The sequence below is a fragment of the Brevibacterium casei CIP 102111 genome (assembly GCF_900169275.1).
GTDB lineage: Bacteria > Actinomycetota > Actinomycetes > Actinomycetales > Brevibacteriaceae > Brevibacterium > Brevibacterium casei.
Genome location: NZ_FXZC01000002.1, coordinates 133,667 through 159,338, shown reverse-complemented (window position 1 = coordinate 159,338; position 25,672 = coordinate 133,667). Strand labels below are relative to the sequence as shown.

The 25,672-nt window shown below is 69.1% G+C and carries 22 protein-coding genes; 11 read left to right on the top strand and 11 right to left on the bottom strand.

The window, feature by feature from the left end:
- Window positions 1-40: 40 nt before the first annotated feature.
- On the bottom strand, window positions 41-1,744 hold the full coding sequence (locus tag BC102111_RS04365) for an N-acetylmuramoyl-L-alanine amidase (protein ID WP_101623702.1): 1,704 nt from the start codon (window positions 1,742-1,744) through the stop codon (window positions 41-43).
- 157 nt (window positions 1,745-1,901) lie between these two features.
- On the opposite strand from BC102111_RS04365, the gene BC102111_RS04360 reads away from it, so the two are divergent.
- Complete coding sequence (locus BC102111_RS04360; RefSeq protein WP_009377045.1) at window positions 1,902-2,783, top strand: DUF817 domain-containing protein; 882 nt, start codon at window positions 1,902-1,904, stop codon at window positions 2,781-2,783.
- A gap of 38 nt (window positions 2,784-2,821) precedes the next feature.
- Window positions 2,822-5,482, top strand: coding sequence for a penicillin acylase family protein (locus BC102111_RS04355; protein WP_063250157.1), 2,661 nt, complete (start codon window positions 2,822-2,824; stop codon window positions 5,480-5,482).
- A gap of 54 nt (window positions 5,483-5,536) precedes the next feature.
- Here the strand turns inward: BC102111_RS04355 and BC102111_RS04350 are convergent, their stop codons facing one another.
- On the bottom strand, window positions 5,537-6,736 hold the full coding sequence (locus BC102111_RS04350) for an alpha/beta hydrolase family protein (protein ID WP_063250158.1): 1,200 nt from the start codon (window positions 6,734-6,736) through the stop codon (window positions 5,537-5,539).
- 141 nt (window positions 6,737-6,877) lie between these two features.
- Here BC102111_RS04350 and msrB point away from each other — a divergent pair, with 141 nt between their 5' ends.
- A complete protein-coding gene (gene msrB / locus BC102111_RS04345; RefSeq protein ID WP_063250188.1) occupies window positions 6,878-7,297 on the top strand; it encodes a peptide-methionine (R)-S-oxide reductase MsrB in 420 nt (139 codons plus the stop codon).
- Window positions 7,298-7,834: a GNAT family N-acetyltransferase gene (locus BC102111_RS04340; RefSeq protein WP_009377037.1), complete on the top strand. Its 537-nt coding sequence runs from the start codon at window positions 7,298-7,300 to the stop codon at window positions 7,832-7,834.
- Window positions 7,835-7,879: 45 nt separating this feature from the next.
- On the opposite strand, the gene BC102111_RS04335 is transcribed toward BC102111_RS04340, so the two are convergent.
- On the bottom strand, window positions 7,880-8,344 hold the full coding sequence (locus BC102111_RS04335) for a MarR family winged helix-turn-helix transcriptional regulator (protein ID WP_009377035.1): 465 nt from the start codon (window positions 8,342-8,344) through the stop codon (window positions 7,880-7,882).
- Window positions 8,345-8,458: 114 nt separating this feature from the next.
- Here BC102111_RS04335 and BC102111_RS04330 point away from each other — a divergent pair, with 114 nt between their 5' ends.
- Window positions 8,459-8,674 carry a hypothetical protein gene (locus BC102111_RS04330; protein ID WP_009377033.1) on the top strand — a complete coding sequence of 72 codons (216 nt, stop codon included), beginning with the start codon at window positions 8,459-8,461 and terminating at the stop codon, window positions 8,672-8,674.
- Window positions 8,675-8,807: 133 nt separating this feature from the next.
- Here BC102111_RS04330 and hemQ read toward each other — a convergent pair whose 3' ends face one another.
- From hemQ to hemE, 3 genes are read right to left on the bottom strand one after another with little or no spacing between them, the layout of a single operon-like run.
- Complete coding sequence (hemQ, locus tag BC102111_RS04325) at window positions 8,808-9,518, bottom strand: hydrogen peroxide-dependent heme synthase (RefSeq protein WP_009377031.1); 711 nt, start codon at window positions 9,516-9,518, stop codon at window positions 8,808-8,810.
- Window positions 9,515-10,939 (bottom strand): protoporphyrinogen oxidase, encoded by a 1,425-nt coding sequence (hemG, locus tag BC102111_RS04320; protein ID WP_101623701.1) that lies wholly within the window; start codon window positions 10,937-10,939, stop codon window positions 9,515-9,517. Before hemG ends, hemQ begins: the two co-directional genes overlap by 4 nt.
- Complete coding sequence (hemE, locus tag BC102111_RS04315) at window positions 10,936-11,991, bottom strand: uroporphyrinogen decarboxylase (RefSeq protein ID WP_101623700.1); 1,056 nt, start codon at window positions 11,989-11,991, stop codon at window positions 10,936-10,938. Before hemE ends, hemG begins: the two co-directional genes overlap by 4 nt.
- A 191-nt stretch (window positions 11,992-12,182) precedes the next feature.
- Here hemE and BC102111_RS04310 point away from each other — a divergent pair, with 191 nt between their 5' ends.
- Genes BC102111_RS04310 through BC102111_RS04300 form a run of 3 tightly spaced genes read left to right on the top strand, consistent with a single transcriptional unit; the run spans window position 12,183 to window position 14,556 of the window.
- Entirely contained in the window at window positions 12,183-12,797 is a 615-nt protein-coding gene (locus tag BC102111_RS04310; RefSeq protein ID WP_063250189.1) for a DUF3000 domain-containing protein, read from the top strand.
- Window positions 12,794-13,966: an HRDC domain-containing protein gene (locus BC102111_RS04305; RefSeq protein WP_063250161.1), complete on the top strand. Its 1,173-nt coding sequence runs from the start codon at window positions 12,794-12,796 to the stop codon at window positions 13,964-13,966. The genes BC102111_RS04310 and BC102111_RS04305 overlap by 4 nt, the downstream gene beginning before the upstream one ends.
- Complete coding sequence (locus BC102111_RS04300; protein WP_009377021.1) at window positions 13,963-14,556, top strand: P-loop nucleotide/nucleoside kinase family protein; 594 nt, start codon at window positions 13,963-13,965, stop codon at window positions 14,554-14,556. The genes BC102111_RS04305 and BC102111_RS04300 overlap by 4 nt, the downstream gene beginning before the upstream one ends.
- 29 nt (window positions 14,557-14,585) lie before the next feature.
- Here the strand turns inward: BC102111_RS04300 and dxs are convergent, their stop codons facing one another.
- A complete protein-coding gene (gene dxs, locus BC102111_RS04295; RefSeq protein WP_063250162.1) occupies window positions 14,586-16,526 on the bottom strand; it encodes a 1-deoxy-D-xylulose-5-phosphate synthase in 1,941 nt (646 codons plus the stop codon).
- 698 nt (window positions 16,527-17,224) lie between these two features.
- A complete protein-coding gene (gene acnA, locus BC102111_RS04290) occupies window positions 17,225-19,909 on the bottom strand; it encodes an aconitate hydratase AcnA (protein WP_063250163.1) in 2,685 nt (894 codons plus the stop codon).
- A gap of 295 nt (window positions 19,910-20,204) precedes the next feature.
- Here acnA and BC102111_RS04285 point away from each other — a divergent pair, with 295 nt between their 5' ends.
- Window positions 20,205-20,399, top strand: coding sequence for a hypothetical protein (locus BC102111_RS04285; RefSeq protein WP_009377015.1), 195 nt, complete (start codon window positions 20,205-20,207; stop codon window positions 20,397-20,399).
- A gap of 80 nt (window positions 20,400-20,479) precedes the next feature.
- Here the strand turns inward: BC102111_RS04285 and BC102111_RS04280 are convergent, their stop codons facing one another.
- The gene (locus BC102111_RS04280) at window positions 20,480-21,877 is read right to left on the bottom strand and encodes a class I SAM-dependent RNA methyltransferase (RefSeq protein WP_009377012.1); all 1,398 of its coding nucleotides are present in this window, start codon (window positions 21,875-21,877) and stop codon (window positions 20,480-20,482) included.
- Window positions 21,878-21,881: 4 nt separating this feature from the next.
- Window positions 21,882-23,792 carry an APC family permease gene (locus tag BC102111_RS04275; protein ID WP_101623699.1) on the bottom strand — a complete coding sequence of 637 codons (1,911 nt, stop codon included), beginning with the start codon at window positions 23,790-23,792 and terminating at the stop codon, window positions 21,882-21,884.
- Between the two features lie 137 nt (window positions 23,793-23,929).
- Between BC102111_RS04275 and BC102111_RS04270 the strand changes: the two genes are divergently transcribed.
- Both BC102111_RS04270 and BC102111_RS04265 read left to right on the top strand, forming a co-directional pair.
- Entirely contained in the window at window positions 23,930-24,604 is a 675-nt protein-coding gene (locus tag BC102111_RS04270) for a potassium channel family protein (RefSeq protein WP_009377008.1), read from the top strand.
- A complete protein-coding gene (locus tag BC102111_RS04265; RefSeq protein WP_009377006.1) occupies window positions 24,601-25,266 on the top strand; it encodes a potassium channel family protein in 666 nt (221 codons plus the stop codon). The genes BC102111_RS04270 and BC102111_RS04265 overlap by 4 nt, the downstream gene beginning before the upstream one ends.
- A 35-nt stretch (window positions 25,267-25,301) precedes the next feature.
- Here BC102111_RS04265 and BC102111_RS04260 read toward each other — a convergent pair whose 3' ends face one another.
- Window positions 25,302-25,670 carry an OB-fold nucleic acid binding domain-containing protein gene (locus tag BC102111_RS04260; protein WP_009377004.1) on the bottom strand — a complete coding sequence of 123 codons (369 nt, stop codon included), beginning with the start codon at window positions 25,668-25,670 and terminating at the stop codon, window positions 25,302-25,304.
- Between the last annotated feature and the right edge of the window lie 2 nt (window positions 25,671-25,672).

Here is a 25,672-nt window from a genome sequence, read left to right as displayed (position 1 = left end):
GGGCTCGCCGGCGGACCCTGCCTCGCCTCTGACAGGATGCTCACCCGGCGAAGACCTTGACGCCCTCGCTCGCCGTGTACGTCATGTACCCCTTCTCGAAGTTCTGTCGGGTCTTGCCGTTCGAGGTGTACTCGCCGCTCGTCGGCAGGCCGAGGCTGCTGCGTTCCCAGCCGAGCGACTTCCACTTGCCGAGGAAACCGCCGCTGAGCGGCTGGCCCTTCGTCGTCGACGAGTACGTGATGATGCCGCCCGCGAAGTTCTGGTAGACCGCGTTCGAGCGGTACTTGAAGGTCACTTCGTCGCTCGTGGGGAACCCGAGCCTGCCCTTCTCGTAGCCGATCGCGCCGTACGCGGTCCTGATTCCGCCCTTGTTGAGGTGCGCCCCGGTCGCGCTCGACCAGTAGACCGTGCCCTTCGTGAAGTGCTGGTAGGCGCCGTCGGGATTCGACAGCGACCTCTCGGTGCCCGTCGGCTCCCCGGTCTGCGCCCGATGCGCACGGTAGTACACGCCGATCGCCCCCTTGGTGACGTAGCCGAGCGAGGACTGGAGGTTCGCCGCCGCGGTGCGGATCGACCCGAGCCGGTTGTAGAACGCCGTGCCCGGGCAGTCCGTATAGCTCGTGTCCCGGTGGCCGGAGACGGTCTTGAGCGTGACCGACTTCCCCTCCGGATACTTCGAGGTGCTCCCGCCGCCGGAGGTGAGCGTCATCGACCCTGTCGGTGAGAACGCGAACATGTTCGCCTTCCACGCGACGACCCGTTCGACGGCGCGCTGGGCGGCCGAGCTCGGGGCCGATCCGCTGTACGTCCCGAGGACGGCCACCCCGATCGTCCCCGAGTTGAAGCCCGAGGCGTGTGCCCCGGTGATCGCCTTGTCGATGCTGCCGGCACGGCCTTCGTAGATCGTGCCGAACCGGTCGACGAGGAAGTTGTAGCCGATGTCGCACCAGCCCCGGGACTGCGTGTGGAACGTGAGGTAGCCGCGGATGATGCCCGGTGCCTGGGCCTGCGTGTACGAATTCGACCCGGCCGTGTGGTGGAGGAAGACGCCCTTCGCGCTCGACGTCTGGTCCGACTGGCAGCGCACGAGGCTCTCATCCGCGCCCCACTCCTTGCGGGTGACGATGTTCGCCTTGAGTCCTTGGTCGTAGATCTGCGGGGACAGTCCCTGTGTCGGGTCCGGGGCCGGCGGCGGGTCGATCGCCTCATCCGCAACGGTGACCGGGGTCGAGACCGTCGTGATCTCGAGGTCCGTGGTCGCGGCCGAACCGTCGACGCTGCGCACCTCGACTCTCGAGGAGTCGAGGACGGGCACGGCCTCGGACTCACCGGAGACCGCTGCCGCCTGCTGCGCCTCGGCCGAGCCGTCGTCCGGCCCGCCTTCGTCCTCGACGCGAAGCTCCTCCCAGTCCGACCATGTCCCGGACTGCTTGTAGCGGATCTCGAGGCCCGGGTCGTCGCCGTTCCACGTCGCACCGAGGATGGTCACCTCGTCGGCGTCGAGGTCGATGCCCGTGACAGCGCCGGCACGGGCCGAATGCGTGGCGATCGCGGTGTCGCCGAGGTTCTTCGTCGCCGGTGGGTCCGAGGCGGCGCCTGAGCCGGAGCCGGAATCGGTCGCCGGTGGATCCGTCGGTTCGGAGCTCTCGGTGGGATCGGCGGCGAGCGCGGTCGTGCCGAGGGAGGCGGTGAGGGCGAGTGCAGTGGCGGCGGAGATGGTCAGTGACAGCGCTCGTGTGCGCATGATGCTTCCTCGCAGGTCGGTGACATCTGCGATGCTACCCGAGCTGTGAGCAGCTTGTGAAGAACCTCACTGTGCCGGGGGTCCCGCCGAGGCGCACCTCTGGCCTGGAACGATGACGGTAGTCTTGAGGCCTCCGACCGATCGCCGAAGGACCCCGATGACCTCTGACCGCGAGCTCACGCGGCTCGAACTCCTCCTCGATCGCTTCGCCAACCGCTGGCTGACCCGGGTGCCCACCGGAGTCCGGGAGTTCCTCGTCTTCGGGATCAAGCAGGCGTGGGCGTGCCTGTTCGGGGCGCTCATGCTCGCGGCCATCGTCGCCACCGCGTGGTGGTATCCCGACGGGGCGGCGCTCGACCGCAACGACCTCCTCGTCATCATCGCCGTGCTCATCCAGATCGGCATGCTCGCCTTCCGCCTCGAGACGGGTCGGGAGTTCCTCGTCATCGTCGTCTTCCACATCGTCGGCACGGGGATGGAGATCTTCAAGACCGCCGTCGGGTCGTGGAACTACGCCCCCGGCGGCGTCCTCCACATCGGCGCGGTCCCCCTGTTCACGGGATTCATGTACGCCGCCGTCGGGTCCTACATCGTCCGCGTCTACCGCCTCTTCGACCTCCGCTTCAGCCATTACCCGCCGAGGTGGATCACCGCGATCATCGCCGCTGCCATCTACCTCAACTTCTTCACCCACCATTGGCTGCCCGACATCCGTCTCGTCCTCGTCGCGGCCACGGTCATCGTCTACTTCCGCTGCACGATGCACTTCCGCGTCCACACCCGCACCCTGCGCATGCCGATCCTCCTCGCCTTCGTCCTCGTCGCCTTCTTCATCTGGATCGCGGAGAACATCGGCACGGCCGCGGGAGCCTGGCTCTACCCGTCCCAGGCCGGCGGCTGGGAGCTCGTGCCCGTGACGAAGCTCGTCGCGTGGTTCCTGCTCATGATGATCTCCGTCGTCCTCGTCACCTTCGTCTACCCGCCGCGGCCCCCGGAGGACCCGTCGGCCGGCGTCGATCCCGCCCGTTCCCGCCGGTGAGCACCTATACTCTGAGGTGACGCCGTCGAAGGAGACCCATGGCTGCCGCGGATGCTGACGTGCCGAGCCCGCTGGAATCCGCCATGCGCCCGCCCGACGGGACCCACCTGTCCCTGAGCAAGAAGGCCGTCCTCCGCGTCGTCGCGGCCCTCGTCGTCCTCCTTCTCATCGCCGTCCTCCTCGGCATCGGCGTCGTCCGCCGCTCCTTCCCCACCACCGACGGAACGCTGAGCATCCCCGGCCTCGACTCCCAGGTCGTCGTCACCCGCGATGCCTCCGGCATCCCCCGCATCGAAGCGGACACGGCCCGCGACCTCTTCCTCGCCCAGGGGTTCGTCCACGCCCAGGACCGGTTCTGGGAGATGGACTTCCGTCGGCATGTCACCGCGGGCCGGCTCTCCGAGCTCTTCGGCGCCTCCCAGTACCGCACGGACGCGTTCATCCGCACGCTGGGCTGGCGGAGGGTCGCCGAGGAGGAGGTCGCCCGCCTCGACGCGACGACGCTCTCCTACTACCAGGCCTACGCCGACGGGGTCAACGCCTACCTCGCCGACCGCTCCCCCACCGAGGTGTCCCTCGAGTACGGCATCCTCGGCCTCCAGACGGGGCCGGTGACGATTGAGGAGTGGACGCCGGCCGACAGCGTCGCCTGGCTCAAGGCGATGGCATGGGACCTGCGCTCGAACCTCGAGGACGAGATCGATCGCGCGATCTCCGCGGGGTCCCTCGACGAGTCGCAGATGGCCGACATCTACCCCGACTACCCCTATGACGACCGCCCGACGATCGTCGGCGGCACCCCGGAGGCCGAGCCGGCAGCAGAACCGGGAACCGCCTCGGCGGACCCTTCGACACCGGGAACCGCCTCGGCGGGGGACGACCCGAACGCCGGAGGCACCGTCACCGGCCCTCGGTCGGAGGACGCCCTGCCGGGCGACCTCACCGAACTCGACGAGCAGATCCGCAGGCTCCCGGCGCTGCTGGGGATGAGCAGCCACGACCTCGGGTCGAACTCGTGGGTCGTCTCCGGGGAGCTCACGGCCACCGGGGCCCCGCTGCTGGCCAACGACCCGCACCTGTCGCCGGCGATGCCCTCGGTCTGGTATCAGGTGGGTCTGCGCTGTCGCACGGTCTCCCCCGCATGCCCCTTCGACGTCTCCGGTTTCTCCTTCTCCGGCATGCCCGGGGTCGTCATCGGCCACAACCAGTCCATCGCGTGGGGGATGACGAACCTCGGCCCCGACGTCACCGACCTCGTCGTCGAGAAGATCCGGGACGCCGACGTCCTCTCCGACGCAGGCGATGAGAGGGTCGAGACCCGGCAGGAGACGATCGAGATCGCCAAGGAGGAGCCGCGGACGATGACGGTGTGGGAGACGAAGCACGGACCGATCGTCTCCGACCTCGACAAGACCTACCGTCGCGTCCTCGACACGACGACCGGGGAGAAGTCTGCCACGGAGGGATTGGGCGGAGTGCGCTACCGCCTCGCCCTCGAATGGACGGCCCTGCAGCCCGGGCGCACGGCCACGGCGATCTTCGCGCTCAACAGGGCGACGAACTGGGAGGAGTTCCGTGACGCCGCCGAGCTTTTCGACGTCCCCTCCCAGAACCTCGTCTACGCCGACACCGAGGGCAACATCGGCTACCAGGCGCCCGGGAAGATCCCCCGCCGCGGCACGGCCGACGGAATGATGCCCCGCCAGGGCTGGGAGTCGGCCCAGGACTGGCAGGGGTGGATCGGCTTCGATGAGCTGCCGTCCCTGTTCAACCCCGAACGCGGCTGGATCGTCACCGCGAACAACCCCGTCACGCGTCCCGGGCAGTCCGTGCGGCTGTCCGGCGACTTCGACAGAGGCGACCGGGCCGAGCGGATCACCGATCTGCTCACCGAGGCGATCGCCGCCGGTCCCGTCACCGCTGACGACTTCTCCCGCATCCAGGGCGACGACCTCAATCCCATGGCCGACACGCTCCTGCCCCGCATCCTCGCCGTCGACGCCCAGGGAGATGCCGACATCGAGGCGGGTCAGGAGCTGCTGCGGACGTGGGACGGACGCGACGCGGCGAACAGCGTCGGTGCGGCGTACTTCAACGTCGTCGTCTCCACCGTCCTCGACGAGGTGTTCGCCCCGAAGCTGCCCAAAGGGGTGCGCCCGAGCGGCGGCAGCCACTGGTACCTCGTCATCGACAACCTCCTCACCCAACCCGACTCCCCGTGGTGGCAGGAGGGCGAGGTCGAGAACCGCGACGAGGCCCTCGCCCGGGCGCTCGGCTCCGCGTGGAACCGGACGGAGGACCTCCTCGGTCCGGAGCCGGTGACATGGCGGTGGGGCACCCTGCACGAGCTGACGATCCGCAACGCGAGCCTCGGCGAATCCGGGATCACCGCGGTCGAGCGGCTCTTCAACCGCGGACCCTACGAGGTCTCGGGCGGCTCGGGAGTCGTCAATGCCACCGGCTGGGACGCCTCCGAGGGCTTCGCGACGAATTGGGTGCCGTCGATGCGCCAGATCATCGACCTCGCCGATTTCGACGACTCCCGCTGGATCAACCTCACCGGTGCCTCGGGGCACGCGTTCCATCCGAACTATGCCGACCAGACCGAGGACTGGGCGGCGAATCGGACCCGCCCGTGGGCGTATTCGCCGCAGGCCGTGCGTGAGAGCACCGTCGACACGCTCGTCCTCACGCCGTGATCGGGTGGATCCGTGATCCCGCGCCGAGGCGGGGCTCAGGCGTGCACTCGCGCCTCAGTCGTGCGGGAGCACCTTCGTCTCGAGGAAGTTCGCGACATCGTCCTCCCAGCGGACGGGGTCGATGTTCCATTCCTTCGTGTGTCGGGCCCTCTCATAGGCCGGCATCGTCACGAGGTCGCGCCGGACGGAGGCGAGCGCATGGGACGGTGAGGAGGGGACGAACTCGTCGTCGTCGGAGTGGATGAGGAGCACGGGAACATCGAGTTCCGCCGCCCGCGTCACCCAGTCCATCCGGCTGAGGTCGAGGGGCGTCTCGAGCCCGGTGATCGGGCGCGCCCACGGCTGGGTGATCATCTCGAGTGTGAGCTTCGCGACCGGGGTGGGCAGCATGTTCTTCCGTGCCTGCCCGTCGAGGACGTTGATCCAGTCGACGACGGGCCCGTCGAGGACGAGGGCGGCGACGTGCTCGCGGTTGCGTCCGCGGGAGGCGGCCTGGAAGGCGATCGCCCCTCCCATCGACCAGCCGAAGAGGACGACGTTGCGCGCGCCGTGCGCGAGGGCATAGTCGATCGCGGCGTCGACGTCGATCCATTCGGTGTCGCCGAGGCCGTAGCGGGACGAGGACTCGACTCGCACCTCGGCGTCGTTGCGGTAGGACATGGCGATCGCCGGGACGCCGAGAGTATTGAGGACGGGGGCGGCACGCAGGCCCTCGGCGCGGGTGCTCGCCCGGCCGTGGATGAGGATCGCCCAGGTGTCCGAGGGCTCGGGGTGATCGGTGGGCAGGTACCACGCGGGCAGAACTCCGGCGTCGGATTCGAGTTCGATGTCCTCGAACTTCACGCCCGCTGCCAGCGGGTCGGGGTAGACCACGCCGGTCCACCGACCGTGGCGGGCCCGGCGGATGTCGCCCTTGGTCACGGAGAGGATCTCCCGGGACACCGTCTGGGACCTGGGGTCGTATTCGACGATGTCGCCGATGACGGCATGACCGGCGCCCTGGCTGAAGTAGAGACCGTACGTGCCCGGGACCGTCGTCTCCTCATCGGCGGGCAGGTGGATGCGCATGTTCGGTGAGAAGCCGTCGATGTGGAGGATGTCGAGCTCTTCGGGTGCGTTCTCGGGAACGACGATGCGGCGGGCGAAGTACGCGGCGAGTCCCGACGACGCCACCGAGATCACGGCGCCGACACCGGCACCGACGCCGACGGCGGCGAGCAGCAGACGCGTCGGGAACTGTGAGTCGCGGACCATGTGAACCTCCTGATCTCATTCTCTCCCACGGAATGAGATCTCTCCAAACGCTGTTGAGCTGGTGGGAGGGTCTGTCAGGACCACCCTGCGGCTGGGATGATGGATGCGACCAGTCCCGCACGAGAGAGACCGGAGGTCATGATGAGTGAGACGAACGCCCGCACCGCAGCAGACGGCGAGGAGGTCCGCTGGCAGGACGTGCTCAGCCCCGAGGAGTTCGCCGTCCTCCGGCAGGGCGGCACGGAGAGGCCCTTCACCGGCGAATACGTCGACACGACGACGGCGGGGATGTACCAGTGTCGGGCGTGCGGCGCCGACCTCTTCCCCTCAGACACGAAGTTCGCCTCCCACTGCGGCTGGCCGTCCTTCTACGCCCCGCTCGCCGAGGACCGCGTCCGCTACATCCGCGACACGTCGATGGGCATGGAGCGCATCGAGGTCCGCTGCGCGAACTGCGACTCGCACCTCGGCCACGTCTTCGAGGGTGAGGGATACGACACCCCGACCGACCAGCGCTACTGCATCAACTCGATCTCGCTGCGGCTCAACGAGGACGCCTGAATGTCCGATCTCGTGCTCAAGCGCTTCGCGGAGCTGACGACGACCGAGCTCTACGGCATCCTCCAGCTGCGCTCGCAGGTCTTCGTCGTCGAACAGGACTGCGTGTTCCTCGATCTCGACGGCGTCGACACCCTCGAGGGCACGCTGCATGCGTTCTTCCCGGGACAGGGGCGGACGATGGCCGATACGCACGGTGCGGAGCTCGGGAAGAGCCTCATGCCGCTCGCCTACGCGCGGGTGCTCCCACCCGACTTCGCCGACGGTCCGGCGGCGGAACCCGGGGCGCGCAGCATCGGCCGCGTCGTCACCGACCCGGCCGTCCGCGGCGGAGGCTGGGGCAGGCGGCTCGTCGCCGACCTCGTCGAGGCCTTCCCCGGCGAGCCGCTCACCCTCAACGCCCAGTCGCACCTCGAGCGCTTCTACTCAGGTTTCGGCTTCTCCCCCAACGGTCCCCGCTTCGACGAGGACGGGATCGAGCACACGCCGATGTCGCGCCCGGCCTCCGCACTCGTCGGCGATGCCGCCGGGACGCTGTGATTCCGACCGCGTCGGCGTCCCCGCCTGTCACCGGGGCAGCGTTCGTCACCCGGCGGCCTTCTCCTCGGCGGCGTTCGAGGCGTCGACGGCGGCGATGAGGTCGGTCATCGTCGCGTGGAGCGCGCGCAGACCGGCTTCGTCCATGCCGAGCTTCTCCATCATCGCCGGGGGGATCGCCTCCGCCTCCGTGCGCAGCGCGGCCCCGGTCGGCGTGAGGTCGACCTCGACGATGCGCTCGTCGGCGGCGCTGCGGGTGCGGGTGACGTAGTCGAGGGCCTCGAGGCGTTTGACGAGCGGCGACACGGTCGCCGGTTCGAGCCGGAGCATCTCCGCGATCCGGCGCACCGGCAGGCGTCCGTGCTGCCAGAGCGCGAGCATGACGAGGTACTGCGGATGGGTGAGGTGGAGCGGGTCGAGCACCGAGCGGTACGCGCCGATGACGCTGCGCGAAGCCACCGCGAGGGCGAAGCAGATCTGGCTTTCGAGATCGAGTGGGTCATGGTCGGTCATCGTGTTGTTCCCCCAATTAGTTAGTGCACTAACATTAAGTGTACTATTGAAATGTCGGAGCGTCCGTGCACACCGGGATCCACCCGGTCGGAGAGCCCGAGGAGGACTGCCCCCATGACTGAGAACCACGATCCCCAGCGCCGCGTGAAGTGGCTCAACCAATTCTTCCGCAGGATCGTCGGCCCCGCCCAGGTCGACGGCACACGCCCCGGAGGCTACTTCGAAGACGCGAACCGCAGCACCGAACAGCTTGAGGCGCTCGGACTCGAGATGCGCACGGATGCCGCCGGACACTCCTACGTCGTCAGGCGCGAATCGCCTGGCGAGTGAGAGCGTACTGATCTGAAGCGCAGCAGCGAACCGAAGGGGGCCGACGCCATGATGGCGTCGGCCCCCTCGTCGTCTCTGCCGTCGGCGGCCGGCGGGTCCGCCGCCGTGGGTCGATGCCACGGCGGCGGAGCGCTCAGCGCCAGTCGGAGATGATGTCGACGAGCTCGCGGCGCGGGCCCGTGTAGAACGGGATCTCCTCCCGCACGTGCAGGCGGGCCTGCGTGTTGCGCAGATCGCGCATGAGGTCGACGATGCGGTGGAGCTCCTCGGCCTCGAAGGCGAGCAGCCATTCGTAGTCGCCGAGGGCGAACGCGGAGATCGTGTTCGCCTTGATGTCCTTGTACGGGGCGGCGGCGATGCCGTGGTCGCGCAGCATCGTCGAGCGCTCCTCCGGGTCGAGGACGTACCAGTCGTAGGAGCGGACGAACGGGTACACGCAGATGTAGGAGCCGGGCTCGTCGTCGGTGAGCAGCGCAGGCAGGTGAGCCTTGTTGAACTCGGCGGGGCGGTGGAGGCCGACGACCGACCACACGGGTTCGAGGACTCCCCCGAGCAGGGTCCTGCGGATCGCGGAGTACGCGGCCTGGACGAGTTCGATCGTCGGCGCGTGGTACCAGAACATCACGTCGGCGTCGGCGCGCAGGGCGGAGACGTCATAGATGCCGCGGACGACGAGACCCTTCTCCCGCAGCGGGGCGAGCGCCTCGTCGAGTTCCGTGGCGAGCTCGGCGCGGTCGGCGTCGCCGAGTTCGGCGGCAGCGGCGAAGACCGAGTACGCGATGTAGCGGGTCTCCTGGTTGGCGCGTTCGATCTGCTCCTCGGTGGGCTGAGTGTAGTCGCTCATTGCTTCTCCTTCGTCTCATCTGGACTGTCAGTGGTCATCAGTCGGTCCGCGACGGCGTGGGCACGTCCGATGCAGGCGGGGATGCCCACACCCGAGTAGGCGGATCCGACGAGTTCGAGTCCCTCGATGCCCGCGATCTCCTCATCGAGGTCGTCGACGGCGTCAAGGTGGCCGGGCACGTACTGCGGCAGCGCCCGGTCCCACCGTCTGACCTCGGCGGTGAGGATCCGGTCGCCGCTGCGTCCGGTGATGGCCTGCCAGTCGGCGAAGGCGCGGTCAGTGAGCTCGGCGTCGTCGAGGTCCTGCCAGGTGCCGGGCGCGTCGCCGAAGCGTCCCACGCTCATCCGCACGAGCGCGGTGCCGGCGGGGATCCGTCGCCGCATCCACGGCCATTTGTTCGACGCGAACGTCGAGGCTTTGATGAAGGCGTCCGCGGTGGGTGGGACAAGGAACCCGGACCCCTCGAGATCGTCGTCGCCGAGGTCGACGAGGGCGAGGACGAGCGCGGTCGAGGCGTAGGGCACGGCCGCCAGCGTCGTCGCGGGACCCGGGGCCGCCTCGGCGAGGAGATCGGCGGTGACATAGGCGGGGGTGGCGAGGATGACCGTGTCGGACTCGATCGCGCCGTCGGGGGTCGCGACGCTCCAGCCGCTCCCGGCCCGGCTCAGGCCGGTCACCGGGGAGCCGGTGCGGATCTCTCCTCCGGCTGCAGTGATCGCCTCGGCGAGGGCGGGGATGAGGGCTCCGATGCCTCCGGGGAGGCTGAGGAAGACGGGTGCGGGTTCTCCGCCGGGATCGGTGTGTGCGGTCTCTGCGCGGGCGACGAGCAGGGTGGCCGCCCGGTCGAGGACGGAGGTTCCGTCGAGGGCGGCGGGGAGGAGGGCCGGGACGGTCGCGGCGAGCGAGAGGTCGCGGCAGCGCCCGGCGTAGACGCCGGCGAGGAGGGGGTCGACGAGCGTGTCGACGAGGTCGTCGCCGAGGCGGGCGGCGAGGAACTCCCCCACCGAGGTGTCCGTGCCCGCGATCGGGGCCGTGACCTCCTCGGCGGCCACCCTCGCGGTCGCCTCGGGCCCGAGCAGATCTGCCACGGTGTCCGGGTCGGCGGGCACGCCCATGATCGTCTCGCGCGGGATCGGCCGCAGCCCTCCTCGACTGAGCACCTGCGAACCGTGCTCCCGCGAGGGGTGGACCGGGTCGAGTCCGAGTTCGGCGATGAGCTCGCGCGTCTCGGGGCGGCGGTGGAGGCTCGCCTCGGCGCCGAGATCGATCCCCTCAGCCACCGTTCCCGACAGGGTCGTCGAGTCGAGGCAGCCGCCGAGGTGGTCGGTCGCCTCGAGCACGATGACCTCGTGCTCGGACGCGAGGCGGTGAGCGGCGGCAAGCCCGGAGATCCCGCCGCCGACGATCGTGATCCGGCTCATCGGGTCGCCGCCGCCTCCCCGAGGATCTCCGCGGACACCCGATGGACCTCAGCGACGACGCGGCCCGGCACCTCGGGGTCGGTGTCGGGCAGGACACCGTGACCGAGGTTGAAGACGAAGCCGGCGTCGTGGCTGAGCCCGGCGCGGACGATCTCACCGATGCGCGGGGCCAGCGCCTCCCACGGGGCGAAGAGCAGCGCCGGGTCGAGGTTGCCCTGGAGGGCCTGCCCGGGCTGGATGCGGGTGGCGGCGTCGGTGAGTGCGACGCGGAAGTCGACGCCCATCGCGGTCGACCCGGCCCGGGACATCGAACCGAGCAGCTCCCCGGTCTGGACGCCGAAGTGGATGCTCGGCACGTCATGGCCGGCGAGTGCGTCGAAGACCGCGGTCGAGTGCTCGAGGACGTGGTCGTCGTAGTCGCGGCGGTTGAGGTAGCCGGCCCACGAGTCGAAGAGCTGGAACGCCGACGCGCCGGCGGAGAGCTGCACATCGATGAACGTCGCGGAGATGCGCGCGAGCTTGGACAGGAGGAGGGAGAAGGTCTCGGGGTCGGCGACCATGAGCGACTTCGTCTTCTCGTGGTTCTTGCTCGGTCCGCCTTCGATGAGGTAGCTCGCCAGGGTGAACGGGGCCCCGGCGAAGCCGATGAGCGGGGTGTCGGAGCCGAGCTCGGCGGTGATGCGCCCGACCGATTCGGCGATGTCGGGAATCTGGTCGGGTTCGAGCTCGGGCAGGGCCTCGACGTCGGCGCGGGTGCGGATCGGTGCGGCGAGGACCGGTCCGCGGCCGCCGACGATCTCGACCTCGACACCGGCCGCCTGGAGGGGGACGACGATGTCGGAGAAGAAGATCGCGGCGTCGACTCCGTGACGGCGCACGGGCTGGAGGGTGATCTCGGTGACGAGTTCGGGGTCCCGGCAGGAGTCGAGCATCGAGGTGCCCTCGCGCAGTCTGCGGTACTCGGGCAGGGAGCGACCGGCCTGCCTCATGAACCAGACGGGGGTGTGATCGATCGGCTCTCCCTGCAGAGCAGGCAGCAAAGTTGAAGTCATGAGCCCATCCTCCCATTCCAGAGGCCCTGCCGCCCAACCGCGCACGGTTTCAAGACGCTGCGTCTTGCGCCCGGATCAGCTGCGGGACCCGGACCTTGAGCGGGCAGGTTCCGTCGGTGGGAAGCGATTCTCTCGGGCCGCCTCGGCGTGGATGATTCCGCACCGGTGCACGCTGTTCTATCGTGTCGAGTGTGGTCAACACCTCGCCTCTCAACCGCATACCGGCGGAGTTCAGCGCCGTGACGTCGGTGCTCCGTGAAGCCCGGGACACGAACAACGTCTCGATCTCGGAGATCCCGGCTCCCGCGAAGCTCGCGCCCTACTCCTATGCCCTCGGTGCCGAGGTCACGGCCGACGAGAACTTCATCGCCGCCAGCGGTGAGTCGATCGAGGAGCTCGCGACCGGACGCATCGTCGTCCTCTTCGACCCCGAGGCCCCCGAGGAGTGGGAGGGCTCGTTCCGGATCGTCTCCTACATCCGGGCCGAACTCGAACACGAGCTCGGCAACGAGACGATGCTCGGCCACGTCGCCTGGTCGTGGCTCGAGGATGCCCTCGAGGCCAATGACTGCGAACTCGTCGCAGCCGGCGGGACGACGACCCGAGTGCTCTCGGAGAGCTTCGGGACGCTGGCGACGAGACCGGCGACGATAGACTTGGAGCTGCGCGCCTCGTGGACGCCGATCATCACCGAACCGGAGATGATCGGCGATCATCTCGAGGCCTGGATCGATCTGCTGTGCACCGTCGCGGGTCTCCCGCCCCTGCCTGAAGGAGTATCAGCCCTGCCCGGGCGACGTCGATGACTACCGAACCACCGCTTCTCTCCGTGCCCGAACACGGCGTCCCACCCGTCGTCGACACCTCAGAGGCTTTCGCCGAGGTGCGCGCCGGTCTCGCCGCAGGCTCCGGTCCCATCGCGATCGACGCCGAACGCGCCTCGGGCATCCGCTACGGTCAGCGCGCCTTCCTCGTCCAGCTGCGCCGCGCCGGTGCGGGCACCGTCCTCCTCGACTCCGAGGAGCTCGGGGACCTGTCGGCGCTCAACGCAGCCCTCAGCGGCGGCGAGTGGGTCATCCACTCCGTCACCCAGGACCTGCCGTGCCTGCAGGATCGCGGCATGGTCCCCACTGCGCTCTTCGACACCGAACTCGCCGCCCGACTCCTCGGGTGGGAGAAGTTCGGCCTCGCCGCGGTCGCCGAACGCACGCTCGGCGTCCGTCTGGCCAAGGAGCATTCGGCCGTCGACTGGTCGACCCGTCCCCTGCCGGAGGAGTGGCTCAACTACGCCGCCCTCGACGTCGAGGTGCTCCTGCCGATCCGCGACGCCCTTGCCGCAGAGCTCGTCGCGGCCGGCAAGTGGGAGTTCGCGGAGCAGGAGTTCGCCCACCTCCTCGACTTCCGTCCGAAGGTCCATGCGGAGCCGTGGCGACGAACGAGCGGGCTCGCGAAGCTCACCTCGCGCGCCGAGCTCGCGAAGGTCCGCGAACTGTGGCTGACCAGGGACGCGATGGCCTCCGAGGTCGACATCGCACCCTCGAAGGTGCTGCGCGACCGTGAGCTCATCGACATGGCGCGGTCGCGGGCCCGCTCGAGCGATGACCTGCTCGGACGCTGGTCCCGGCTCTCCCGTGCCGACGCGGCGAGGCTCTTCCGGGCCCTGCGCAGGGCCGCTCGCCTCACTCCCGACGAACTGCCTCCCAAACGTGAGCCGAGCCGACTCCCCCGGTCCCCATTCAGCCACACGGAGATCAAGGAGCGCACCGCCGCGCTCAAGGCCGCAGTCGCCGAGGTGGCCGAGGAGCACACGATTCCCCACGATGTCCTCCTCCAGCCCGCTCTCGTCAAGTCGCTCGCCGCCTCCGGGCGCGAGGACGTCGAGGCCTTCCTCACCGAGCACGGGGGCAGGCCGTGGCAGGTCGCACTCACGGCCCCGCCGCTCTCAGCGGCGCTCGATGAGCTTCCTCGCGCATGAGCGAGCACGGTGAGGGAGCGCCCTGGCCGGGTGCAGCCGGTCAGAGTGCGGCCCGGCTCATCCGCCCACCCGAGCTCATCCTCATGGTCGGCCTCGCCGGTGCCGGGAAGTCGACCCGCGCCGCAGAGCTCGCCGCCTCGCTGCCTGCCGTCCGGCTCTCCCCCGACGAATGGATGCGCCCGCTCTTCGGCGACCCCGATCCGGACGGTCAGCGGCCGGTCCTCGAGGGCAGGCTCATCGCCACCGCGCTCGAGATCCTCCGCGCCGGCACCTCGGTGATCCTCGACTTCGGACTCTGGAGGAAGCAGGAGCGCGTCGCCCTGAGCTGGCTCGCTGCCCGAGTCGGAGCGGTGGCACGCACAGAGTATCTCCCGATCAGCAGGGAGATGCAGGCCGAACGGATCGCCGAGCGCCACCGCCGGTCCCCGGAGACGGAATGGCCCGTCACCCAGGCCGAACTCGATGAGTGGCGGGAGATGCTCGATGAGCCGGATTCCGCCGAGGCGGTCGGCGACTTCGGGGCCCGCGCCGCCGAGGACTGGAGCGGGTGGATCGCCGAGAAGTGGCCGACGGCGTTCGCCGAGACCTGAGGCTCTGGTCTGAGGCTCTGGTCTGAGGCTCAGACGGCGCGGCGGCTACCGTGTTCGGCCCGTCCCCGCACGTCCGCGGGCAGGGCGTTGACGATCTCGGAGACCATCGTCGGCACGTCGAGGCCGATGTACTCGAGGATCTCGTCGCGGGTGCCCTGCGGGAGGAACTCGTCGGGGGCGCCGAGTTCGACGACGCCGATGCGGGAGTCGGCGGCCCGCAGGTCGCTGCGGATGCGCGAACCGATGCCGCCGAGGCGGACCCCGTCCTCGATGACGGCGACGAGGCTGTGCTCGCTCGCGAACTCGATGACGCTGTCGGGCACCGGCAGGACCCACCTCGGGTCGACGATCGTCGCGGACAGACCCTGGGCGGCCAGCGCCTCGGCGACCTCCTGGGCCCGGGCGGCGAACGGTCCGACGGAGACGATGAGGACGTCCTTAGCCTGACCGGCAGGTATCTCGCGGATGACGTCGACGCCGTCGGCGGTGCGCGTGAGAGCGGGCACGTCCGCGCCGACGCTGCCGCGCGGGAAGCGGATGACGGTAGGGGCGTCGGAGATCGCGACCGCTTCGCGCAGCTCCTCGGTCAGGCGTGCCCCGTCGCGTGGGGCGGCGAGCTTGAGGCCGGGGACGATGCGCAGCATCGCCATGTCCCAGACGCCGTGGTGGCTGGCCCCGTCGGGGCCGGTGATGCCGGCGCGGTCGAGGACGAAGGTCACACCCTGCCCGTGGAGGGCGACGTCCATGAGGATCTGGTCGAAGGCCCTGTTGAGGAAGGTCGCGTAGATGCACACGATCGGATGGAGTCCGCCGTAGGCGAGGCCGGCGGCTGAGGCGACGGCGTGCTGTTCGGCGATGCCGACGTCGAAGACGCGCTCGGGGTAGGCCTCGGCGAACTTCGCGAGCCCCACGGGCAGGAGCATCGCTGCGGTGACGGCGACGACGTCGTCGCGGTCGCGGGCGATCTCGAGCACCTCGTCGCCGAAGACCGAGGTCCACGACGCCTGCTTCGACGGGGTCGAACGGCCGGTGACCGGGTCGATGACGCCGACGGAGTGGAACTGGTCGGCGTCGTCGTTGACGGCAGGGTCGTAGCCCTGGCCCTTCTGGGTGATCATGTGGACGATGACGGGTCCGCCCTCGTACTGCTTGGCCCGGGCCAGAGCCTTCTCGACGCTCTCGAGGTCGTGGCCGTCGACAGGGCCGAGGTATTTGATGCCGAGTTCGTCGAACATGCCGGTCTGCTCGGCGCTGACCATGTCCTTGAGCCCCTTCTTCACCCCGTGGATCGCGCTGTACGCGGCACGGCCGGGGGCACCGGACTGCCGGAGCGTCGACTTGCCCCACGAGAGGAGCTTCTCGTAGCCGGAGGTCGTCCGCAGCTCGTCGAGGTGGGCGGCGAACCCGCCGACGGTCGGGGCGTAGGAGCGGCCGTTGTCATTGACGACGATGACGAGTTTGCGCGGCGGGGTCGAGGTGTCGGCGGCGATGGTGTTGAGCGCCTCCCAGGCCATGCCGCCGGTGAGCGCACCGTCGCCGATGACGGCGACGACATGACGGTCGCTCTCGCCCTTGAGCTGGTGGGCCTTGGCGATGCCGTCGGCCCACGACAGGGACGCCGAGGCGTGGGAGTTCTCGATGACGTCATGGTCGCTTTCGGCCCGGCTGGGGTAGCCGGAGAGTCCGTGACGTTGGCGCAGAGTGCCGAACTCGGCCATCCGCCCGGTGAGCAGCTTGTGGACGTAGGTCTGGTGGCCGACGTCGAAGAGGATCGTGTCGTGTGGGGAGTCGAAGACCCGGTGCAGCCCCATCGTCAGCTCGACCACGCCGAGGTTGGGGCCGAGATGCCCGCCCGTGCCCGCGACCGTCGTGACGAGGTAGTCGCGGATCTCCTTCGCGAGCACTTCGCACTCGGCCGAGTCGAGTCCGCGCAGGTCCTCAGGCGACTCGATCGACTCAAGGAATGTCATGCGGCCTCGCTTCTCGGATGGGACGGCGATCGACGATCGGTCGATCGCGATGGTGCAGGTGGTACCACTCGGAACATTTTAGCGCGTCGGCTACACGCAACCCAGCTTGCCTCGAAGATTCGTGTCGCCGGTCACGCTCGGCACGTCGCCCACGGGGTACGTCTCCCCGTGCCTTGAACCCATGCCCGCACCTCGGCGAAGTCTCCCACCCCGCACCCAACACCCTTGGCCGCGCTCCGCACCCGACACTGCACACCACACCGTCAGCCGCACAACGCACCTGTGGCACGACAACCTCGGCGGAGCTCCGCATCCCGCACCCGGAGCGCGAAAAACAACCGTTGCAGAGGTTGTGTGTGCGGCTGAGGGTGCGGGGTCCGCAGGAGCCCCACCTCGCCGAGGCGGTCCCCCGCACCCGAAACCCACACCACACCGTCAGCCGCACAACGCACCTCTGGCACGACAACCTCGGCGAAGCTCCGCACAACGCACCCGGAGCGCGAAAAACAACCGGTGCACGGGTTGTGTGTGCGGCTGAGGGTGCGGGGTGCGCAGGAACCCCACCTCGCCGAGGCGGTCGACCCGGGCCGTCCCCGCCGAGGCGGACGCACGCACCCCATCCCGCCGAGGCGGCCGAACGCGAACGTCCCCCGCCCCGACCCCATGAGGGCCGGAACGGGGGACGTCGTCCGAGCGGATCAGGCAGTCGCGAGCTGACGGAGCACGTACTGGAGGATGCCGCCGTTGCGGTAGTAGTCGGCCTCACCCGGGGTGTCGATGCGCACCACGGCGTCGAAGTCGACGGTCGTGCCGTCGTCCTTGGTCGCTGAGACCTTGACGGTCTTCGGGGTCGTGCCCTCGTTGAGCTCGGTGACACCGGTGATCGAGAAGGTCTCGGTGCCGTCGAGTCCGAGCGACTCGGCCGATTCGCCGACGGGGAACTGCAGCGGCAGGACGCCCATGCCGATGAGGTTCGAACGGTGGATGCGCTCGAAGCTCTCAGCGATGACCGCGCGGACGCCGAGCAGCTTCGTGCCCTTGGCCGCCCAGTCGCGCGAGGATCCCGAACCGTACTCCTTGCCGCCGAGGACGACGAGCGGGATGCCCGCGGCCTGGTAGTTCACGGACGCGTCGTAGATCGTCGTCTGCGGCGCACCCTCCTGCGTGAAGTCGCGGGTGAACCCGCCCTGGACTCCGTCGAGGAGCTGATTGGCCAGACGGATGTTCGCGAACGTGCCGCGGATCATCACCTCGTGGTTGCCGCGACGCGAACCGTAGGAGTTGAAGTCCTTGCGCTCGACGCCGTGCTCGACGAGGTACTTGCCGGCCGGGGTGTCGGCCTTGAAGGAGCCCGCGGGCGAGATGTGGTCGGTCGTCACCGAGTCGCCGAGCTTCGCGAGCACGCGGGCGCCCTCGATGTCGGTGACCGGGACGGTCTCGAGCGTCATGCCGTCGAAGTAGTTCGGCTTGCGCACGTAGGTCGAGTTCTCGTCCCACTCGAAGATCGCGCCTTCGGGGGTCTGCAGCGCCTGCCAGCGCTCGTCACCGTCGAAGATCCGACCGTACTCGGTGTCGAACATGTCGGTGGAGATCGAGGAGTCGATGACCGACTGGACCTCCTCAGGCGAGGGCCAGAGGTCCTTGAGGTAGACGTCGACGCCTTCGGAGTCCTTGCCCAGCGGCTGGTTCTCGAAGTCGAAGTCCATCGTTCCCGCCAGCGCGTAGGCGATGACCAGCGGAGGCGAGGCGAGGTAGTTCATCTTCACGTCGGGGCTGATGCGGCCCTCGAAGTTGCGGTTGCCCGAGAGCACTGCGGTCACGGCGAGGTCGTTGTCCTGGATGGACTCGGAGATCTCGGCGTCGAGGGGACCCGAGTTGCCGATGCAGGTCGTGCAGCCGTAGCCGACGACGAAAAAGTTGAGCGCCTCGAGATCCTCGATGAGCCCGGCCTTCGTGTAGTAGTCGGTGACGACCTTCGACCCCGGTGCGATCGAGGTCTTCACCCACGGCTTCGAGTTGAGTCCGCGCTTGCGCGCGTTGCGGGCGAGCAGACCTGCGGCGAGCATGACAGAGGGGTTCGAGGTGTTCGTGCACGAGGTGATCGAGGCGATCGCCACGGCGCCGTTGGCCAGCTCGAAGTTCCGTCCGTCACCGGTCGACACGGGTGCCGACTTCGACTCCTCGCCGGGAGCGGCGTAGTTGTGGATGTCCTTGGCGAACTGGCTCTTGGCATCGGAGAGCTCGATGCGGTCCTGCGGACGCTTCGGTCCCGAGATCGAGGGCACGACCGTGGAGAGGTCGAGCTCGAGGTACTCGGAGTAGGCGACCTCGTTCGCCGGATCGTGCCACAGCCCCTGGGTCTTCGCGTAGTCCTCGACGAGCTGGATCTGCTCGGGCGAGCGGCCCGTGAGCTTGAGGTAGTCGATGGTGACGTCGTCGATCGGGAAGATCGCGGCGGTCGAGCCGAACTCTGGGCTCATGTTGCCGATCGTCGCACGGTTGGCCAGCGGCACCGAGGCCACGCCCTCACCGTAGAACTCGACGAACTTGCCGACGACGCCGTGCTGGCGGAGCATGTCGGTGATCGTGAGGACGACGTCGGTGGCGGTCACGCCCGAGGGGATCTCCCCGGTGAGCTTGAAGCCGACGACGCGCGGGATGAGCATCGAGACGGGCTGGCCGAGCATCGCGGCCTCGGCCTCGATGCCGCCCACACCCCAGCCGAGGACGCCGAGGCCGTTGACCATCGTCGTGTGCGAGTCGGTGCCGACGAGCGTGTCGGGGTAGGCGCGGAGCACTCCGTCGACCTCACGCGGCATGACGACGCGGGCGAGGTATTCGATGTTGACCTGGTGGACGATGCCCATGCCGGGAGGCACGACCTTGAAGTCGTCGAACGCGGTCTGGCCCCAGCGGAGGAACTGGTAGCGCTCGCCGTTGCGCTCGTACTCGATGTCCATGTTGCGCTCGATCGCGTCGGCCGTGCCGAAGGCGTCGATCTGGACGGAGTGGTCGATGACGAGCTCGGCCGGGGCGAGCGGGTTGACCTTGTCCGGATCGCCGCCGAGCTCCGCGACCTTCTCACGCATCGTGGCGAGGTCGACGATGCAGGGCACGCCGGTGAAGTCCTGCATGACCACACGGGCCGGGGTGAACTGGATCTCCGTGCTCGGGTCGGCGCTGGGATCCCAGTTCGCGAGGGCCTTGATGTGCTCCTCGGTGATGTTGGCACCGTCTTCGGTGCGCAGCAGGTTCTCCAGCAGCACCTTGAGGCTGAAGGGAAGCTTCTCCGCCCCGGGGACCGCGTCGAGGCGATAGATCTCGTAGTCCGTATCGCCCACGGTCAGGGTGCTCTTCGATTCGAACGTATCGACGTTGCTCATCGTGATTCTCCTGTTTCATTCGACACTCATCCAAGAAACCGGGCCAGGCCCTGCGCGCGCACCGATTTACGCGACACAATTGTTTCCAAAAGTATCTTGACGTCAAGATAAATTCTAGCGCATTCCCCTGCCGATGACCACCTCGGCGAGTCGCCATTCGGACAGGGCAGGCTCGGGTTTTCCTCCCCACCTCGTCCGGTTCGCACCACGGCGCCGGCGGCCCGCCCGGTCCTAGTCTGGAGCGAGAACACAGCACTGTCCGCTCCGTCGACGGACCCCTGAATGAGGAGAGACCATGGATCCGTTCACCCTCGGCGCCGGCTTCGGCTTCGGCGCCCTGCTCGTCGGCATCATCTTCGCCGTCGTCTGCCAGACCGTCGCCAAGGAGAAGGGGCGCTCGGGCGGCTGGTGGGGCCTGTGGGGATTCCTCACGACGTTCCTCGCCCTCATCGTCCTCGTCCTCCTCCCCCGCAGGTCCGGCGTCCACTGAGTCAGTCCCTCGCCGAGGCGGCCGTCCGGTCCTGCCGAACCGTCCGTGAGGCGCTCCCGTCCCCCCGCCGAGGTGCCGGCTCAGCGGCGGAGGACCGTGACCGTCTCGATGTGTGCGGTGAGCGGGAAGAGGTCGAAGCCCTCGAGGCTCTCGATCGCGTACCCGCCGGCAGTGAGGGCGGCGAGGTCGCGGGCGAGCGTGCCCGCATCGCAGGAGACGTAGACGATCGAGTCCGGACCCGACTCGACGAGGCGGTCGGTCACAGCCTTCCCCGCTCCCGCGCGGGGCGGGTCGAGGATGACGACGTCCGAGTCAGGCAGTGCGGCTGTGTCGACCCGTCCGGCGACGAACTCGGCGTCGAGACCGGCGGCATTGGTCCGCGCGTGCTCGATCGCCGGTCCCACTCCTTCGACGCCGTAGAGGCGCGCGCCCGTGGCCGCGGCCGCGCCGATGCCGAGCAGCCCGACCCCGCAGTAGAGGTCGACGATCTCACGGGCGTCGTCGGGCAGGGCTGCGACGACGCGGTCGCTGAGCAGCGCTGCCGCCTGCTCGTGGACCTGCCAGAAGCCGTCGGCGGAGACCGTGAAGTCGCGACCAGCCACGGTCTCCGTGAGGGTCTCAGTGCCCCGGTGAACCTGCAGAGGCCCAGTGGGCTCCCCCGCCGCAGAGCCCCCGTGGGAGCGGTGCGCACTGCCGCGGTGCCGGCCGCGGGCGCGGCGATCGTGTCCGCGGCGTGCCGTCTGCCGCGGCGGCGCTGCCGGTCCGGTGAGCAGCGACCAGTCCTCGGGCAGGGCCTCGGCGAAGTCGCGCAGCGCCGTGTCCTCGACCGCCCCGCGGACGATGACGGCACCGGTCTGCCCCGTCGCGGCGAACTCGACGCGCTCGGCACCGGGCAGGCGCACGGTGCCGAGGTCCACCTCGGCGATGGAGGTCACGGCGAGCGGCGCGCGACCCACGGCGACGACGTCGTGGCTGCGGGACCTGACCATGCCGAGCTCGCCGTGCCGGTCGACGGCGAGCTGAACACGGGTGCGCCAGTCCGTGCCCGTCGTCTCCCCGGGTGCGGCGGACACGGTGTCCTCCCGGTCGAGTCCCCCGAGGCGCCGCAGCTGGTCGGTGACGATCTCCGCTTTGAGGTCACGGCTGTGGGCGAGGTCGACGTGGGCGAACTCCATGCCCCCGAACAGACCGCCGGCGCCCCGGTCGTCGGGACCGGCCGCCTCGGCGAGGTAAGCGGTCCGACGGTCGGGGACGCGATGCTCGGAGGCCTCGAGGACCTCGGTGACCTCGGCACGGAGCACCTTCCCCGGTCCCGGCACGGTGCGGGCCCGGACGAGCTCGCCGGGCAGGGCCCCGGAGACGAAGACGACGCGGCCGTCGTCGCGGGCGACGAACGAGCCGCCGGCGGCGGGACCCTCGATGCGCAGGACGAGGTCCTCGCCGTTGGGGTGTGCGGAGGCGGGGGTGTGGGGGCTCACGATCTCAGGCCTGTCCGTAGAGGGGAAGTTCGGCGTCGGGACCGTCGCCGCGATGCTGACGCGAATAGGAGCGCAGCCGCCACGGGACGGAGACGACGACGACATTGGGGACGAGGAGGAGTCTCGTGCGCAGTTTGAGGGCGACCTGGTTGTGGAGGATGTGCTCCCACCAGCGGCCGACGATGTACTGCGGGATGTAGACGATGACGAGGTCGCGCGGGGAGCGCCTGCGGATCGCGAGCACATGGGCGAGCAGGGGGCGGACGAGCTCACGGTAGGGCGAGGCGAGCACCGTCAGAGGCACCGGCAGCTCCATCTCGTTCCACCGTCGCTGCAGCCTCTCCGCGGCCTCCTCGTCGACGGCGACGGTGACGGCCTCGAGCTGGCTCGACCGGGTCACCCGGGCGTAGGCGAGTGCCCGCAGGGTGGGCTTGTTGATGTCGTTGACGACGACGATCGCGTGCGTGTTCGACGGGATCGTGCGCGAGTCGACCTCGGCGTCGGGGGCGAGTTCGCTCGCCACCCGTGAGTAGTGGCGGTGGATGGCGCCCATGACGAGGTAGAGCACGGCCATTGCGGCCACGGCGATCCAGGCGCCGGCGAGGAACTTCGAGACGATGACGACGATGAGCACGCCGGCGGCGATGACGCAGCCGACCCCGTTGATGAGCCGGTTGATGCGCATCCGCATCCGCGCCTTCGGGTCGATGACCAGGCGCAGGCGCTTGTTCCAGTGGAGCACCATGCCGAGCTGCCCGACGACGAAGCTCGCGAACACGCCGACGAGGTAGAGCTGGATGAGCGTCGTCGCCGAGGCGTTCGTCGCCACCACGAGGATGATCGCTGCGACGGCGAGGAGGAGGATGCCGTTGGAGAAGGTGAGCCGGTCGCCCTTGCTCGCGAGCTGGCGGGGCAGGAAGGCGTCCCTGGCCAGCCGCGATGCCAGTCCGGGGAAGCCCTCGACGGCGGTGTTCGCGGCGACGATGAGGACGAGCGCGGCGACGAGGACGACGATGTAGAACATGATCGGGGTGTCGGCGAAGATCGTGTGCGCGAGCTGGCCGAGGACCGGTTCCTGTTCGTACTCGGCCGAGACGGGACTGCCGTCGGCGCGGACGAGATAGAGGTGCGGATCGTCGACGTACTTCACCCCGGTCACCGAGGCGAGGTACGTCAGCCCCGTGAGCATGATCGCGGCGAGGAACCCGGAGAGGACGAGGGTGTTGCCGGCGTTCTTCCCGCGCGGCTTCGCGAACGCGGGAACCGCGGTGGCCACGGTCTGGACGCCGGCGAGCGCCACCGAACCCGAGGAGAAGGCGCGGAGCACGATGAGGACCGTCGCGAGCCCCAGGCTCGCCTGGTCGGCCAGCTCGTCGTGGACGATCGTGTAGTCCGCCGTCTCCGCCTGCGGGACGTCGCCTTGGGCGACCATGAGCAGGCCGACGATCATCGTGAGGAAGACGGCGCCGAGGAAGAGGTAGGTGGGGATCGCCAGCAGCACGGGCCGGGCCCGTGATCCGCGGAGGCCGAGGAGGGAGATGACGACGATGCCGACGATCGCCACCGGCACCCGGTAGGGCGCGAGCAGAGGGAAGGCCGTGGTGATGTAGGCGGCGAAGACCGTCATCGACACCGCGAGCGTGAGCACGTAGTCGACGAGGAGGGCGGCGGCGACGATGAGACCGGCCTTGGGGCCGAGGTTCTTCGACGCGACCTCGTAGTCGCCGCCGCCTGACGGGTAGGCGCGGACGTTGAGCCGGTAGCAGGCGACGATGACGAGGATGACGGCGCCGACGGCGACGCCGATCCACGGGGCCACGGTGATCGAGACGAGCGTCGTCAGTGAGAGGGCGAGGAGGATCTCGTCGGGGGCGTACGCGACCGAGGAGAGCATGTCCGAGGCGAAGACAGGCATGGCGATGCGCTTCTTGAGCGCGGGTGCGCGCCTGTCCTCACTGCGGAACGGCCGTCCAACGAGTAGTCTTTTGACGGCATCAGAAAAACTGCTGGCCACGAGCACCAATGGTAGAGCACGTGCCGAGAAGGGATACCATGCACTTCGTCATCATGGGCTGCGGCCGAGTCGGGGCAACGCTGGCCAAAGCACTCGATGCGAATGGCCACTCGGTTGCCGTCGTCGATCGTGACCCCGACGCCTTCCTCAAGCTCGGACCCGACTTCAAGGGTGCGACGATCACCGGCCTCGGATTCGACCGGGAGACCCTCACCCAGGCCCGCACCGCCGACGCGTTCGCCTTCGCCGCCGTCTCGAGCGGAGACAATTCCAACATCCTCGCCGCGCGTGTCGCCCGGGAGACCTTCGGCGTCCCGAACGTCGCCGCCCGGATCTACGACCCCGACCGCGCGCAGGTCTTCGAACGCCTCGGCATCCCCACGGTTCCCACGGTGCGCTGGACGGCGGAGCAGGTGATGCGCAAACTCGTCCCGCAGGGCTCGATCACCGAGTTCCGGGAGCCCTCAGGCAACCTCGTCCTCGCCGAGGTCCACCTCGACCCCGGGTGGGTGGCCAGACCCATCGCGGAGATCGAGGAGGCCACCGGCGCGCGGGTCGCCTACGTCACCCGACTCTCCGAGGGCATCGTCGCCACCGACGAACTGCTCATCCAGGACGGCGACCTCGTCCACCTCATGTGTCCGGTCGGTCGCCTCAGCGAGATCGAGCGCATCCTCGACAAGCCCGTGACCGCCAGGGAGGAAGAAGAATGAGAGTCGTCATCGCCGGCGCCGGATCCGTCGGCCGCTCCGTGGCCAGGGAGCTGCTCGACAAGCACCACTCCGTCCTCCTCATCGATCAGAGCAAGGAGGCGCTCGGGCACGAGAAGATCCCCGGCGCCGAATGGCTGCTCTCCGATGCGTGCGAGCTCTCCGGTCTCGGCGAGGCCCACCTCGAGGAGGCCGACGTCGTCGTCGCCGCGACCGGTGACGACAAGACCAACCTCGTCCTCTCCCTGCTTGCGAAGACGGAGTTCGGGGTGCCCAGGACGGTGTCCCGGGTGAACAACCCGAAGAACGAATGGCTCTTCGACGACAACTGGGGCGTCGATGTCGCCGTGTCGACGCCGAGGCTGATGACCGCGCTCGTCGAGGAGGCCGTCGAGGTCGGCGGCCTCGTCCATCTCATGAGCTTCGAACGGGGGCAGGCGGGGCTCATGGAGTTCACCGTCAACGAGACCTCGGAACTCGTCGCCTCCAGGATCGGGAACATCAGCTTCCCCGTCGACACGGTCCTCGTCGCGATCATCCGCAACGCACGGGCGTTCGCGCCGAGCCCGGACGACGTCATCGAGGCAGGAGACGAACTCTTCTTCCTCTCCTCCCCCGATCAGCAGGGGGCGCTGCTCAGCCTGCTCCAGGCCACAGCGAAGTGAGCGGACGCGAGCGCTGAGCACCCGTCGGAGGGTGCTCAGTCGTCGCGGGAGGCGACGAGCTCGTAGACGGGGTTGTGGGCGCGCAGGAGACCGTCGCGGTCGCAGAAGCGGCCTTCGAGGACGATGAGCGCACCGGGCCTGATGCCGCTGATCTCCCGGCGGCCGAGGAACTGTGCCTCGACTTCGCCGGTGCCGTCGGAGACGGTGATCGTCAGCCGCGGATTGTCACTGTTCGTCGACCGGGTCAGGGAGCTGACGACGCCGGCCACGCGCACCGTCGACCGGGACGGGACGGTGTCGATGCACGAGACGCCGGGGATCCGGCTGGCCAGCCGCAGGTCCTCGCGCGCGTCGTCGTCGCGAGACCCGAAGCCGTGGCTGAGGCGGGAGATGAGTCCGCGCATGG

What these genes read in the sequence shown, in the direction of transcription:
- BC102111_RS04365 (WP_101623702.1), bottom strand. Translation starts at nt 1,744, where the DNA reads ATGCGCACACGAGCGCTGTCACTGACCATCTCCGCCGCCACTGCACTC.
- BC102111_RS04360 (WP_009377045.1), top strand. Translation starts at nt 1,902, where the DNA reads ATGACCTCTGACCGCGAGCTCACGCGGCTCGAACTCCTCCTCGATCGC.
- BC102111_RS04355 (WP_063250157.1), top strand. Translation starts at nt 2,822, where the DNA reads ATGGCTGCCGCGGATGCTGACGTGCCGAGCCCGCTGGAATCCGCCATG.
- BC102111_RS04350 (WP_063250158.1), bottom strand. Translation starts at nt 6,736, where the DNA reads ATGGTCCGCGACTCACAGTTCCCGACGCGTCTGCTGCTCGCCGCCGTC.
- msrB (WP_063250188.1), top strand. Translation starts at nt 6,878, where the DNA reads ATGAGTGAGACGAACGCCCGCACCGCAGCAGACGGCGAGGAGGTCCGC.
- BC102111_RS04340 (WP_009377037.1), top strand. Translation starts at nt 7,298, where the DNA reads ATGTCCGATCTCGTGCTCAAGCGCTTCGCGGAGCTGACGACGACCGAG.
- BC102111_RS04335 (WP_009377035.1), bottom strand. Translation starts at nt 8,344, where the DNA reads ATGACCGACCATGACCCACTCGATCTCGAAAGCCAGATCTGCTTCGCC.
- BC102111_RS04330 (WP_009377033.1), top strand. Translation starts at nt 8,459, where the DNA reads ATGACTGAGAACCACGATCCCCAGCGCCGCGTGAAGTGGCTCAACCAA.
- hemQ (WP_009377031.1), bottom strand. Translation starts at nt 9,518, where the DNA reads ATGAGCGACTACACTCAGCCCACCGAGGAGCAGATCGAACGCGCCAAC.
- hemG (WP_101623701.1), bottom strand. Translation starts at nt 10,939, where the DNA reads ATGAGCCGGATCACGATCGTCGGCGGCGGGATCTCCGGGCTTGCCGCC.
- hemE (WP_101623700.1), bottom strand. Translation starts at nt 11,991, where the DNA reads ATGACTTCAACTTTGCTGCCTGCTCTGCAGGGAGAGCCGATCGATCAC.
- BC102111_RS04305 (WP_063250161.1), top strand. Translation starts at nt 12,794, where the DNA reads ATGACTACCGAACCACCGCTTCTCTCCGTGCCCGAACACGGCGTCCCA.
- BC102111_RS04300 (WP_009377021.1), top strand. Translation starts at nt 13,963, where the DNA reads ATGAGCGAGCACGGTGAGGGAGCGCCCTGGCCGGGTGCAGCCGGTCAG.
- dxs (WP_063250162.1), bottom strand. Translation starts at nt 16,526, where the DNA reads ATGACATTCCTTGAGTCGATCGAGTCGCCTGAGGACCTGCGCGGACTC.
- acnA (WP_063250163.1), bottom strand. Translation starts at nt 19,909, where the DNA reads ATGAGCAACGTCGATACGTTCGAATCGAAGAGCACCCTGACCGTGGGC.
- BC102111_RS04285 (WP_009377015.1), top strand. Translation starts at nt 20,205, where the DNA reads ATGGATCCGTTCACCCTCGGCGCCGGCTTCGGCTTCGGCGCCCTGCTC.
- BC102111_RS04275 (WP_101623699.1), bottom strand. Translation starts at nt 23,792, where the DNA reads ATGCCTGTCTTCGCCTCGGACATGCTCTCCTCGGTCGCGTACGCCCCC.
- BC102111_RS04270 (WP_009377008.1), top strand. Translation starts at nt 23,930, where the DNA reads ATGCACTTCGTCATCATGGGCTGCGGCCGAGTCGGGGCAACGCTGGCC.
- BC102111_RS04265 (WP_009377006.1), top strand. Translation starts at nt 24,601, where the DNA reads ATGAGAGTCGTCATCGCCGGCGCCGGATCCGTCGGCCGCTCCGTGGCC.
- BC102111_RS04260 (WP_009377004.1), bottom strand. Translation starts at nt 25,670, where the DNA reads ATGCGCGGACTCATCTCCCGCCTCAGCCACGGCTTCGGGTCTCGCGAC.